Origin of the sequence: Streptomyces mirabilis (assembly GCF_018310535.1) — a bacterium.
Classification (GTDB): Bacteria; Actinomycetota; Actinomycetes; order Streptomycetales; family Streptomycetaceae; genus Streptomyces.
The window spans coordinates 1,508,009-1,521,539 of sequence record NZ_CP074102.1 but is presented as its reverse complement, the minus strand read 5'-3'; the positions used below and the strand labels follow the sequence as shown (position 1 = coordinate 1,521,539).

The window sequence follows — 13,531 nt, the reverse complement described above, 5'->3', positions numbered from 1 at the left end:
ATGCCTCAGTTCTTGACGCTGATGCCGCGGGACTTGAGGTCGCCCACCGTCCACTCCTGCATGTGGGCCAGCAGGTCGGTGACCTTCTGGTCCTTGTTGATGACCTTGGCCCAGCCGCTCTGCATCTCCGTGAACATCGCGGTCCAGTCGGGGCCGAAGGTCCAGTCGCTGGTGACCGTGCCCAGGCTGTCCGTCACGACCTTCTTGCCCGGCGCGTAGCTGTCCCCGAGCAGCTTGTCGGAGATCGCCTCGCCGACGTACGAGTCGCTGTCGGCCAGCGCGGGCATGACGCCGTTGCCGGTGGTCGGGCTTGCCATCGTCTTGACCGCGCCGGTGTCGGTGGACATCCACAGAGCCGCCTCGGCCGCCTGCTGCTGGTTCTTGCACTGCTTGGTGACCAGGGTCAGTCCGCCGCTCTGGTTGGTTCCGGCCGGGGTCTTTGCCGCCTCACCCTTGAACGTCGGCCACGGCGCCAGCGCCCACTTTCCGTTGGACTTGGTGAAGTTCTGCACCATGCCGGCCATCTGCCAGGTCGAGATCTGCCGGGTAGCGGTGCCGCCGTTGTCGTAGTTGCGCTGCACGGCTGCGTAGTCGGCGAAGGAGAGCTTGGAGTTCAGGTCGTTGTCGATGATCTCCTGGATCGTCTGCGCGGCCTTGAGGGTGCCCGCGTCCTGGAAGTTCACCTTCCACGCGTTGCCGTCGATGCTGTACCAGTGCGCCCCGGCCTGCATCGCGAGCACCTCAAGCGTGCTCGGGTCCTCACCGGCGTAGTTGGTGACCTTGATGCCGTGCTTCTTCAGTACCTTGCCGGCGGTGATGAAGTCGTCCCAGGTCGCCGGCGCCTTCAGGCCGTACTTCTGGAAGACGTCGGTGCGGTAGATGGTGAAGGCGGGCGCGGAGCTGGTGGGAACGCCGAAGACCTTGCCCTGTACCTGGGCACCGGCCCAGGCGCCGGCGTTGAACTTGTCCTTGCTGGACCCGACGTACTTGGTGATGTCGGCGAGCGCACCCTGCGAAACCCATGTGGTCACGTACTCGGCGGTGTTCTGCACCAGGCAGGGTGCGTTACCGGCCTTGACGGCGTTGGTCAGCTGCTTCTGCATGGTCAGCTGGTCGGTGACCTTCGTGTACTTGAGCTTGATGTCCTTGTGGCTTGCATTGAAGGCCTTGACGACGGCTTCCTGGCCGTTGGCCCAGCCCCAGAAGGGGAGGGTGACCGGACCGGAGGAGGACGAGTCTCCGGAGCCGGATCCACCACACGCGGTGAGCAGGCCGGTCAGCGCGAGACCCGCGACTGCGGCGTGGACGACTCTTCTGCGGGGGCTGATGGAGTTCATCTGACCGTGATCCTTCGGGAGATTGGCGTTCTCAGAACGAGAGGACGGCGGCTCCGTGTTGGCCAGGAAACGGCGGCCGGAAAACCGTCGGCTCGCGGTTGTGGGGGTCGGCCAAGCAGAAGCGGTAGTAAGCGGTTGCTGTGGACGGTAGGCCGAGCGGTCAGCCCTAAGCAAGAGGTCTGCCGAAGATTGTTACGGCGGGTTGTCTGGGCGGTTATGTCGGCTGCCCTCGCACGCGCCGATGCGAGAGAGAAAGCATGCAGGTCAGAGGTGCTTCGCCGGGGATCGGGCGGTCCTCTGTCGGCGCTGTGAACGCCTTTGGCGAGCCGCGAAAGGCGCAGCGAAAACGCTTACGTAACGTTGCTGTGAAACACGCTAAGCCCGCTGAGCGGGTGGCTGGACGGAGCGCCGTACGACGACATGTGTACCCAGTACCAAGTGCTCGCCGTCGCCGCCCTTGCGGCGGCCGGCGCCGCCCTCTCGCCGGTCGGCCACCGCGCGCAGTGCGACGCGGCCCATCTCCTCGTACGGGACATGCACGGTCGTCAGCTGCGGAGTGAGCTGGGAGGCCAGGGGGATGTCGTCGTAGCCGACGATCGAGACGTCCTCGGGCACCCTCATCCCGGCCGCGCGCAGGGCCTGCATGGCACCCGCGGCGACCACGTCGGTCCCCGCGAGCACCGCCGTGAAGTCGAGTCCTCGCTGCAGGCCCTCCTCGACCGCGTCGTACCCGTGCTCGTAGTCGTACGGGCCGTGCAGCACCAGGCCCGGATCGAAGGGCGCGCCGTACGCCTCGAAGGCTCGCTGAGCGCCTCTCAACCGTCCCTGTGCCGTGGTGAGTTCAGCAGGGCCCGGCAGCACCAGGACGCGGCGATGGCCCGCGGACAGGAGGTGGCTGGCCATGGCGTAGGCGCCGCCCTCGTTGTCGTAGTCGACCGTCGTGGCCGGCACGTCGCCCTCCAACGGAGGCCTGCCTACCAGCACGAGATGCGAGCCCGCCGCGTCGAGGGAGCGGGCGAACCGGGCCATTCTCAGCTGGTACTCGTCGAAGTCGTACGCGCCGCCGAGCAGGATCACCGCGGCAACGCCCTGCTGGCGCATGAGGTTCACCAGCGCGAGTTCCCGCTCCGGGTCGTCCCCGGTAGTGCCGACCAGCGAGAGCCAGCCGCGCAGCGAGGCGGCACCCTCGACTCCCTTGGCCACGTGCGCGAACGCGGCACCGGTGATGTTGTTGATGAGGATGGCCACCGTGGGCGTGCCGCCGCCGGCGAGGGAGCGGGCGTGGGCGTTGGTGACGTAGTCCAGGTCCCGTACGACCTTCATCACGCGTCGGCGCAGTTCGTCCGAGACCGGATAGTTGCCGGACAGGACGCGCGACACGCTGGCGACGGAGACACCCGCCCTTTCCGCCACGTCCCGGATGGTGGCCCGGCCGGCGTCGCCCGATGCCTTGCGCTGACTCACCGTAGTGGCTCCTTCGCCGTAGCGACTCCTTGACCGGACGTGCCGGGGGGACGCCCCCTGCCGGTGCCGAAACCGTATCCCATCGTTACTTCGAGGTAAGGCGGGTCGTAGGTGCGGGACTCAGGCGACATGAGTCAGATCCGCGTGACGCACCTCGTGGGCCGGCGGCAGGCCCGCGGCCAGGCGTTCCAGCTCCTCGACGACGATGCCGCCGAGGCGTGCCAGCTCGTTGCCGAGCGAGCCGGCGATGTGTGGGGTGAGGAAGACGTTGGGCAGGCCGTACAGCGGGGATCCGATGGGCAGTGGCTCGGGTTCGGTGACGTCCAGCACCGCGCTCAGTCGGCCGGAGAGCAGCTGGTCCGTGAGCGCGTCCGGGTCGACCAGGGCTCCGCGGGAGGTGTTGATCAGGACGCCGCCGTCCCTGATGAGGGCGAGCCGGTCGCGGTCGAGCATGCGTGGGTCTCGGGGATGTCGGGGGCGTGCAGGCTGACGATGTCGCTGGTGTGCAACAGGTCCTCCAGCGACAGCGGTTCGGCCCCCAGTGCGGCCGCTTCGGTAGCGCCCACGTAGGGGTCGTACAGCGAGACGGCGAGGTCGAACGGCCGCAGCAGTTCCAGCAGCCGGCGGCCCACGCGTGAGGCGCCGATGATCCCCACCCGGCGGCCGAGATTGCCGGTGTCCGCGGTCTCGGTGGGGGAGGGGTAGGCATGGGTGCCCCGGAAGCGCTCGCGGTGCGCGAAGGTGTCCTTTCCACAGAGAAGGATCATGGCGAGCGTGTACTCCGCGACCGGCAGCGCGTTGCCGGTCACCGCGCTGGCGACGGTGACTCCGCTCTGCCACAGAGCCTCGCCGACCAGCGAGCGGACGGAGCCCGCGGCGTGCAGGACGGTGCGCAGCCGGGGCGCCGCGGCCAGGACCTCCGCGTCGAGGTGGGGGCAGCCCCACCCGGTGATCAGTACCTCGGCCCGGGACAACGCGTCCGCCGCCGACGGATCGGTGAAGTCCTGGACGACGAGCGCGGGGTCGAGGTCGGCCGTCTGCTGGAGCCGTGCCAGGAGTGGCGGAGGAAAGAGCAGAGGCAGGTGCACCGGATCCATGGCGAACACGGCCCTTGGTGGATGGGCGCTTGACATGACTCTCCTGAGACGCTGGGGAAACATTTTCAGAAAGCGCCTTCTACCGTAGATCCGGCAGGAAGGGCGGGTCAATCGTGCGGGACGGAGAGCTGAGTACGGATGCCGGTGAACCGACCGGCCGTATGCGCCCTTGTCGAGGCAGGGTGAGGCGGCATGACCGGGGATCGCGCGAACTTCGGGCGGTCCATGCCTGTGCCGCTAATGGGGCCCCTGATGCGATTCTGGAGCGAAAGCGGTTACTTGGTGTTCCCGGTCGTCAGCGGTTCAGCGGTTCAGCGGCTGAGCAGTTCGGCCGCATCGCCTGGTGCGGCGGTCCAGTGGTTCGGTTGCTCTGCGCGAAGTCCGTGACGACGGCCGTGCTCTCCGGATGCTCGCAGAGGTCCGCGGGGATGCGGCGCAGGGGCGCGGCTGCGGTGAGCGTCAGGCGGTCCTGCCCTTCCCGGCCATGCGGTTGAGGGCCGCGGCCAGGTCGGGTGTCTCGCTGAGGACGAGCGCGGCGCCGCGCAGCGCCCCGATGTGCACGCCGAGCCCCAACTCGGCCGGTACGAGGTCCACTTCACGGGCAAGGGGCAGGGCGTGGCAGCGGATCGCGTCGCGCATCGGGTCGAGCGGCACCTCGCCCGCGCGGGACTGCTCGCCGCCCACGACGATGCGCTCGGGAGGGAGCAGATTGCACAGGTTGGCGAGCGCCCGGCCGACCACGGTGCCCACGTCGGTGAACACCTTCTCGCCCGTGCGGTCCCCGTCCGCGGTGCGGGCCGGCATCTCCGCCGGGCCCGTGTCCTCGCCGAAGACCGTCAGCAGCGCCGCGAGCACGGCGGGGAGGCCGGCCTGCAGCACCAGGCAGCCCCGGTTGCCGCACCGGGCGCGGCCCGTCGATGTTCACCGACACGTGGCCCAGCTCGCCAGCGGCGCCGACCGCCCCGCGATATAGCGGCCCGTCGAGGATCGGCCCGGAGCCGATGCTGCTGGACAGGACGAAATGGAGCAGATTCGCCACGCCTCGGTCGGCGCCCCAGCGGGCCTCGGCCACGCCCCCACGGCAGCCCGCGGATTGGCGAACAACCGGTTTCCGGTGCGGGCGTCGAGAGAACCGTCAGGCTCCTCGTCCGCCGTGGTGATCAGGCCGCGTTCCACCAGCTTGCCCACGATCGTCGAAACCGTGGTCCGGGACACCCCTGCCTGACATGCCAACTCGGCTCCATGCAAGGGGCCTTGGGCGAGAAGCAGGGCGGTGATCTGCTCTTCGTTCGACCGCCGCAGGCTGCACAGCGACGCTACGGCCGTCCGGCTCATGTCGCTGAGGGTACCCATTGTTTTCGAAAACTCGTCAAGACTCTTGACGCGGTTTCCGGGCAGGAAGAAGCTCTGCCCCACCGCATAACAACCGGTTGCTAAGCCAATCGGCCCGCGATCGATAGGTCGATTCATGGCCGAAATGTCGAACCGATGGAGCAGGAGGTGGTGCGTTCATGCGCCCACGCACTGGTGCCCCGCTGAGCCGCCGCCGATTTCTCACGTTCTCGGCGGCCGGCGCCGCAACCGGTGCGGCAGCGCTGAGCGGCTGCGCCCTCCAGGTGTCCACCGGGGTCAGCGGCTCCGGTGAGACCGTCACGCTGATGGTCAAGCCCGACGACATCTCCCCGGAACTGGTCAAGAAGGCCCAGAAGGACATCGGCATCAAGATCGTTACGGTGAGGTACGACCTCACCAAGCTGATCGGGATGATGACCAACGGCAACCCGCCCGACCTGGTGCGCGGTCTCGGCGCCGTGGACGCGCCGTACTTCGCGGCGCGGGGCGTCATGGAGGAGCTGGACGCGTACTTCGCCAGGAGCAGCGTTCTCCATCTCGACGACCTGGACCCGGTCAACGACCTGTGGCGGTACGACGGCCGGACCCAGGGCGAGGGCCCGCGCTACGGCATGGCGAAGGACTTCTCCCAGGACTCCATGTACTGGTACAACACCGCGCTCTTCGACAAGGCGGGCATCGACTACCCGCCGGAGACCGAGCCGGTCACGTACGAAGAGTGGCTGGACAGCGCCAAGCGGCTCACTCGGCGCAAGGACGGCCAGACGACCGTCTTCGGCGGCAGCTACAACGGCGTGCTCACCCCCAATCTCCTGGCGAGCCTGACGGTGTCCGCCGGAGGAAGTCTCTTCACCGACGACTTCTCCCGAGTCGACTTCACCACACCGGAGGCCCGCAAGGCGCTGGGCTGGTACATCGACTACTGCCGGGCCAAGACCGGGCCGAGTCTCATCCAGCCGGACCCTAACGCCTGGGACGGGCCCACCTACCAGGCGAACCGGATGGCCATGTCGAACTCGGGCTACTGGCTCGGCGGCCTGATCAACACCGACAAGAAGCTGGCGTCGATCTCCCGCCTCGCCCCCGCCCCGGTCTTCGAGGGCGGCCGGCGGATCAGCCCCTGCCAGGCCGGCACCGGCCTCTGGATGCCGAGAAAGGCACGGAACAAGGACGCCGCCTGGCGGGTCTTCGAGTGGTTCTTCGGCGAGGCACCGGCCAAGGCACGCGCCTCCAGCGGTTGGGGCATTCCCACCCTGAAGTCCCTGCGGTCGCTGATGCCGGCCCAGGAGGAGTACCAGAAGCGGGTGCTGAGGGCGCAGAACGCCGAGCTGAGGCACTTCTCGGTGATCGCCTTCACGCCTTACGCCACAGCGGATTCGCTCTACGCCCTCTTCAACCAGATCGCCCCGGCCGCGATGCAGGGCCAGATGTCCGTCGACACCTTGGCGGGCCGCCTGGACTCGGTCATGAACGAGCAGCTGAAGCGCGGCAAGGAGCAAGTGGGATGACGGTCGACCAGATCTCCTCCATCGCGGACCGGCCCGGCCCGACGGCGAGCGCGAGCCGCACGCGGGCCGCGGGGCGGCCGCGGACCTCCATGGCCACGCGCAGGCACCGGGCGTTCTACCGGTTCACCGCGCCCTGGATCATCGGGTTCCTGCTGCTGACCGTCCTGCCCATGGCGTACGCGCTGTGGCTGAGCTTCACCACGTTCGACGGCATCTCGCCCAACTGGCGCTACGTCGGCCTCGGCAACTACCGCGAGCTGTTCTCCGACTCCCAGACCTGGGACGCGCTGGGCCGTACGGGCCTGTTCGCGGTGACCTCGGTGCCGCTGTCGATCACAGCCGGGCTCGGGCTCGCCGTCCTGGTCAACCGGCCGATCAAGGCACGCGGACTGTTCCGCACCTTGCTCTATCTGCCGGCCGTGGTGCCCCCGGTGGGCGTGGGCCTCACCTTCAAGGCGCTCTTCGACCAGAACTCCGGCGCCGCCAACGGTGTCCTGACCCTTTTCGGCATCGACGCCGTCGGCTGGCTCGCCGACCCCTACGCGCGGTACGTGCTCTTGATGAGCGTGCTGTGGGCCGCCGGAAACATCATGATCATCTCACTGGCCGGCCTCCAGGAGGTGCCCCGCGAACTCCATGAGGCGGCCCGCATCGACGGGGCGAGCGCCTGGCGAACCTTCCGCAGCGTCACCGTGCCGCTGCTCTCCCCGGTGCTGCTCTTCCAGACGGTGACCGGCGTGATCGCCTCGGTGCAGACCATCATGCCGCTGCTGCTGTCGCCGGACGGCACCACGGCGGGCGTCACCGCGCTGCCGCAGTCCAACTACCTGTACATGATGCACGTGTTCAGTCAGTATTTCGCGCTCGGCCGTTACGGCTACGCCTCCGCACTCCTGTGGGTGCTCTTCGTCCTGATCCTCATCGTGACCGGACTCATCTTCAAGTTCACGTCCGGTGTGGTGTTCTACAACGTCGACCCGGAGGCGAAGAAGTGACCGCGTCCAGCCTGTCCCCCAACTCCGCTCCCCGGGTGCGGGTACGCGTCAACCGCCTTGTCCTCTACACCGTTCTCGTCGCCGTCATCGGGTTGTTCCTCGGTCCCTTCGGCTGGTTGATCCTCACCGGACTGAAGACCCCGGCCGAACTGGCCGCCTCGCCCGTGCACTGGCTGCCCGACCACTTCCAGTGGAGCAACTTCGCGGACGCCTTCAACCTGATCGACTTCCTGGGCTATGCCCGCAACTCCCTGATCATCGCCCTCATCTACGCCACCTTGGTCACCCTGAGTTCGGCCTGGGTCGGTTTCGGATTCGCCCGCCTCGACGCGCCCGGCAAGAAGATGCTGTTCGGCATCCTGCTCGGCTCGATGATGCTGCCCCAGCTCATCACGCTCCTGCCGACCTACCTGATCTTCGCCAAGCTCGGCATGGTCGACACCTACTGGCCGTGGGTTCTGTGGGGTCTGTCCGCCGCGCCGTATCTCGTCTTCCTCTTCCGCCAGTTCTTCGCCGGTCTGCCCCGCGAACTGGAGGAGGCCGCGATTGTCGACGGCTGCGGCTACACAGCGGTCTTCTGGCGGATCTTCCTGCCGCAGTCCTGGCCCGCGCTGTCCGCGAGCTTCGTGATCGCCTTCACCTGGTCCTGGGGCGACTACATCGCCCCGCAGCTGCTGCTGTCCACCGACCGCTCCACGCTCGCCGTCGCCGTCATGTCCACCTACGTCACGTCGGCCGGAACGCCGGTCGCCAACCTCCAGGCCGCGGCCTCGGTGATGTACGTCGTCCCCATCCTGCTGGTCTTCCTCGTCGCCCAGCGCGGTTTCGTCGCCGGGATGTCGACCTCCGGCCTCAAGTGACCTTCCATTCCCCTTTGTTCACCATCGCAAGGAGCCATAGATGAACACGCCACTGTCCCGCCGCACCGCACTCCAGGCGGCGGGTGCCACCGTGCTCGCAGCCGGTCTGTCCGGCGGTCTGACCGCCACGGCGGTCCACGCGGACGACAACTCCGCGCCGAAGCTGGTCACCTACCCGCGCCCGTCCACCATGCCGACCAACACCAGCTTCAAGGTGCGGGTCCGTGTCGTCCCCGACGGCGAGTGGCAGACCCTGGACATCTGGCGGCCACGGCTGGAGGAGATCAACCCCACCACCGGGTCGGGCAAGGTCTGGGACACGTCGATGGTGTACTTCGACTTCCGCGGCTCCGTCGAACTTGAGATCACCTACCTCAAGGGCGGCACCACCAAGGCCCGCGTGAGACCCGATGCGCTCGGCATCACCCCCGAACTGCTCGGCGACACCGTCCGTTTCACCCTCGACGAGCCGCGGGACGTCGTCGTCCAGACCAACGACCAGGTCTTCGACTGCCTGCATGTGTTCACCAACCACATCGACCCCGACCCGCCCGCCGCCGACGACCCGGACGTCATCTACTTCGGCCCCGGCATGCACACCGTCACGGGCGGCGTCCTCACCGTCCCCAGCGGCAAGACCGTCTACCTGGAGGGCGGCGCCGTCCTGGCCGCCCAGGTCTACTTCAAGGACGTGGAGAAGGCCTCCCTCACCGGGCACGGCATGCTCTACGCGGGCACGGCGAACGGCGTCCTGTGCGAGGGCAGCAAGAACATCCGGGTCGAGGACGTCATCGTCATGAACCCGGGGGGCGGCTACATAGCCACCCTCGGCGAGAGCGAGAACGTCCACATCAAGAATCTGCGCGGGTTCAGCTCGCGGGGCAACGGCGACGGCATCGACGTCTTCTCCAGCAGCAGCGTCGTCATCGACGGCTGCTTCCTGCGCAACTCCGACGACTGCATCGCGATCTATGCCCACCGCTGGGACTACTACGGCGACACCCGCGACATCACCGTCCAGAACTGCATCCTGTGGGCGGACGTCGCGCACCCGATCAACGTCGGCACGCACGGCAACACCGACGCCCCCGAGGTGCTGGAGAACCTGGTCTTCAAGAACCTCGACATCCTCGACCACCGCGAGCCCCAGATGGGCTACCAGGGCTGCATCGCCCTCAACCCCGGCGACTCCAACCTCATCAAGAACGTGCTGATCGAGGACGTGCGCATCGAGGACTTCCGCTGGGGCCAGGTGATCCACATGCGGGTCATGTACAACACCAAGTACAACACCTCGGTCGGCCGTGGCATCGAGGACGTCTACGTCAAGAACCTCACCTACACGGGCACGCACGCCAACCCGTCGCTCTTCCTCGGCTACGACGCCGACCACGCCATCAAGGACGTCACCTTCGAGAACCTGGTGATCAACGGGACAGTTATCGCCGACTCGATGAAGAAGCCCAAGTGGTACGCGACCACCGACTCGGTGCAGTGGTACTACAACGAGCACGTCCTGAACCTCACGTTCCTCACCACCGCCGAGGCCGAGGCGGCCGCCGCGTCATGACGATCCCCGCCACGAGCCGCCGGGGCTTCCTCGGCGCCGCGGCCCTGCTGCTGGCGTCGGGCGCGAGCGGACTGCTCGTGCCCGGCACGGCACGGGCCGACGACAGCACCTCAGCCGGCCTCAGGGCCTTCACCCACCCCGGACTCCTGCACAGCGCCGACGACCTGACCCGTATGAAGGCCGCGATCGCCGCGAAGGAATCGCCCATCTACGACGGCTATTTGGCGCTCGCGGCCCACGCGCGCTCCTCGTCGTCGTACACCGTGCAGAACACGGGACAGATCACCTCCTGGGGCCGTGGCCCCTCGAACTTCATGAGCCAGGCGGTCGTCGACTCGGCCGCCGCCTACCAGAACGCACTCGTCTGGTCCGTCACCGGCGACCGCGCGCATGCCGACAAGGCCCGCGACATCCTGGGCGCCTGGTCGGGGTCATTGACCGCCATCACCGGAGCGGACGGCCCGCTCGGCGCCGGGCTCCAGGCCTTCAAGTTCGTCAACGCGGCCGAGCTGCTCCGCCACACCGGCTACGACGGCTGGACGGACGCCGACGTCGCGTGCTGCGAGGAGTCCTTCCTCACCGTCTGGTATCCGGCCCTCTCCGGCTACATGCTCTACGCCAACGGCAACTGGGATCTGACGTCCCTTCAATCCATTCTGGCCATCGGCGTGTTCTGCGACGAACGCCCGCTCTTCGAGGACACCCTCCGCTTCGCCGCGGCGGGCGCGGGCAACGGCAGCGTCCTGCACCGCATCGTCACCGACGCCGGACAGGGCCAGGAGAGCGGCCGCGACCAGGGCCACGAACAGCTCGCGGTCGGCCTGCTCGCCGACGCCGCCCAGGTCGCCTGGAACCAGGGCGTCGACCTGTGGGGCTACGACGCCCACCGCATCCTCGCCAACTTCGAGTACGCCGCCCGCTACAACCTCGGTGGTGACGTCCCCTTCGTCACCGACCTCGACCGTACCGGCAAGTACATCAAGAAGACCGTTTCGGCCACCGGGCGCGGCACCATGCCGCCGATCTACGAGATGGCGTACGCGCACTACGCGGGTGTCCGCGGCCTCGACGCCCCGTACACGAAGGACGCCGTCTTCCGCGGCACCGGCGGCGCCCGCGTCGTCGAGGGCAGCAACGACGACCTGCCAAGCTGGGGCACCTTCGCCTACGCCGGCGCGACGGCCCTCTCGCCGACCGTGCCGACGGCTCCGGCGGGCGTCACGGCGGTGGGCGACGACAAGACCGTCACCGTGACCTGGCTGCCGTCCGCGTGGGCCGCCTCCTACACGGTCCGGCGGGCCGACGCAGCCGAGGGCCCGTACGAGCAGATCGCGTCCGGCGTCGACATGCCGACGTACACCGACAGCGATGTACACGCCGGCCGTACGTACTTCTACACGATCTCCGCCTCCAACTCCCGGGGCAGCAGTGATAATTCGACCTGGGCGGCGGCCACCGCCGGGCTCCCCGAACCCTGGTCGACCCGGGACGTCGGCGAGGTGCGGATCCCCGGCGCCGCTGTCTTCGACGGCGAGCGGTTCGTGCTGGAGGCATCCGGCACCGCCGACACCTACCGCCTGGCACACCTTTTGCTGCACGGCGACGGCACGGTCACCGCACGGATCGTGTGGCCGCTCAGCTCGCAGTACTCCAAGATCGGTGTCACGGTCCGCGCCTCCCTCGACGCGGGCGCGGCACACGCCGCCATGCTGATCCAGGGGCTGCCGCTGCACACCTGGAGCGGCGTGTGGACCGTACGCCCAAAGGCGGGGGCGACGGTCTCCGCCACCGGCAGCACACCCGTGCCGCCGTCCCAGCAGCAGACGATCACCACTAACGCATCCTTCCCGATCTCCGAACTCGGCGAGCTGCCGGACTCGGCCACGCCGCTGGAAGCGCCGTACGTCGAGGGCGCGGGCGACGGCTACCGGCTGCGGGCGCCGTACTGGGTTCGGGTGACCCGGAGGGGCAACCGCTGTACCGGGGCCATCTCGCCGGACGGTATCCGGTGGACCGAAGTCGGCTCCACAGAAGTCGAGTTGGGGCGTACCGCGTACGCGGGCCTCGCCCTCACCTCCTGCCTTGGCATCGACGAGGACTACGCCGAGACCGGTACCGGCGCCTTCGACAACGTCAGCGTGATCTCCTCCGCCGGCGATGTCTGGTCGGTGCCGCGCCCCACGCGCACCGCCGCCAACCTGCGCGCTGCCACGGGCGCCGACGCCGTCGAGCTGGCCTGGAGTGACCCGGACCCCGCGGCCCAGTACACGGTGCTGCGCTCCACACGCGCCGGCGGACCCTACGAGACCCTCGCCACCGGCGTCGGCCCGGTCGGCTTCGGCACCCGACCCCGGTGCACCGACGCGACGGGGACGCCCGGAACGACCTACCACTACGCGGTCGCCAAGACCAATACCGGCGGTCGCGGTCCGCGTTCGGCGCGCGCGCACGCCGTGATGCCGACGCCGACCAAGCCTGAACTCACCTCCGCGATTGCCGCGTTCGCGAACCAGGGCGGCGCCTTCCGCCATCTGCTGCGGGCCTCGCACGAGCCCGTACGGTTTACCGCGGACGGCCTGCCCGACGGGCTCCGCGTCGACCGGCGCACCGGTCTCATCTCCGGAACCCCCACCCAGACAGGTGAGTTCACCGTCACCACGACCGCGGGCAACGCGTCCGGGACCGCTTCCGGCACCCTGACTCTCACGGTGGGCACGCCCCCACCCGACCCGTGGACGTACGGCGACCTCGGCGACGTCGTCCTCGACGACCGGGACTTCGGGACCCTCGGCGTGGTGGCGATCCGTACCCCCGGCAGCACGGCGTACGACGGGGGAGCCTTCACGGTCCGCGGCGCGGGGGTCGACCTGTCCGTCAACGGCCAGGGAATGACGGGCCAGTTCGTACGACAGCCCGTTACCGGCGACTGCGAGATCACCACCCGGCTTCTCTCGCGTACCGGCGCCAGTGCGGATCGGGTGGGGGTGCTCATGGCCAAGTCCCTGTCGCCGTTCGACCAGGCGGCCGGGTTGATCGTCACGGGCGGCACCATCGCGCAGCTCATGCTCCGCAAGACCGTGGCGGGTGCCTCCGCCTTCTCCGGCACCGCCGCGGTCACCCTCCCCAGCCTGCTGCGACTGAAGCGCGCCGGGACCGCCTTCAGCGCAGCCGTCTCCACCGACGACGGCGCCACCTGGACCCCCCTCGCCGCGGGAGAGATCCCCGGCTTCGGTGACGCCCCCTACTACGTGGGCCTCGTGGTCTGCTCGCGCAGCCCCCTGGCCCGCTGCACCACCGAGTTCGACGAGGTGAGCATCACCTCCCTCTAGATCCTCCATGGATTGGAG

General features: G+C 68.5%; 7 protein-coding genes and 4 pseudogenes. 5 read left to right on the top strand and 6 right to left on the bottom strand.

The features are described from left to right. Positions 1-5: 5 nt before the first annotated feature. The 6 genes and pseudogenes from SMIR_RS06795 to SMIR_RS44880 all read right to left on the bottom strand — a co-directional run. Positions 6-1,337 carry an ABC transporter substrate-binding protein gene (locus SMIR_RS06795; protein WP_168496828.1) on the bottom strand — a complete coding sequence of 444 codons (1,332 nt, stop codon included), beginning with the start codon at positions 1,335-1,337 and terminating at the stop codon, positions 6-8. A 375-nt stretch (positions 1,338-1,712) separates the two neighbouring features. Further along, a complete protein-coding gene (locus SMIR_RS06790) occupies positions 1,713-2,801 on the bottom strand; it encodes a LacI family DNA-binding transcriptional regulator (RefSeq protein ID WP_168496830.1) in 1,089 nt (362 codons plus the stop codon). A gap of 120 nt (positions 2,802-2,921) precedes the next feature. Next, positions 2,922-3,568, bottom strand: a pseudogene (locus SMIR_RS43375) (NAD(P)-dependent oxidoreductase). 789 nt (positions 3,569-4,357) lie between these two features. Next, positions 4,358-4,792: pseudogene (locus tag SMIR_RS06780) on the bottom strand (ROK family protein); the annotation flags it as partial. Between the two features lie 73 nt (positions 4,793-4,865). After that, positions 4,866-4,937: pseudogene (locus SMIR_RS44885) on the bottom strand (hypothetical protein); the annotation flags it as partial. Positions 4,938-5,041: 104 nt separating this feature from the next. Then, positions 5,042-5,233, bottom strand: a pseudogene (locus SMIR_RS44880) (MarR family transcriptional regulator); the annotation flags it as partial. A 176-nt stretch (positions 5,234-5,409) separates the two neighbouring features. Between SMIR_RS44880 and SMIR_RS06770 the strand changes: the two are divergent. From SMIR_RS06770 to SMIR_RS06750, 5 genes are read left to right on the top strand one after another with little or no spacing between them, the layout of a single operon-like run. Beyond that, a complete protein-coding gene (locus SMIR_RS06770) occupies positions 5,410-6,759 on the top strand; it encodes an extracellular solute-binding protein (protein WP_168496837.1) in 1,350 nt (449 codons plus the stop codon). Next, positions 6,756-7,754 carry a carbohydrate ABC transporter permease gene (locus SMIR_RS06765; protein WP_168496839.1) on the top strand — a complete coding sequence of 333 codons (999 nt, stop codon included), beginning with the start codon at positions 6,756-6,758 and terminating at the stop codon, positions 7,752-7,754. Before SMIR_RS06770 ends, SMIR_RS06765 begins: the two co-directional genes overlap by 4 nt. Beyond that, complete coding sequence (locus SMIR_RS06760; protein WP_168496841.1) at positions 7,751-8,614, top strand: carbohydrate ABC transporter permease; 864 nt, start codon at positions 7,751-7,753, stop codon at positions 8,612-8,614. Before SMIR_RS06765 ends, SMIR_RS06760 begins: the two co-directional genes overlap by 4 nt. Positions 8,615-8,654: 40 nt before the next feature. Then, entirely contained in the window at positions 8,655-10,184 is a 1,530-nt protein-coding gene (locus SMIR_RS06755; RefSeq protein ID WP_168496843.1) for a glycosyl hydrolase family 28 protein, read from the top strand. Next, complete coding sequence (locus tag SMIR_RS06750; protein WP_212726753.1) at positions 10,181-13,513, top strand: alginate lyase family protein; 3,333 nt, start codon at positions 10,181-10,183, stop codon at positions 13,511-13,513. The genes SMIR_RS06755 and SMIR_RS06750 overlap by 4 nt, the downstream gene beginning before the upstream one ends. Positions 13,514-13,531: the final 18 nt, after the last annotated feature.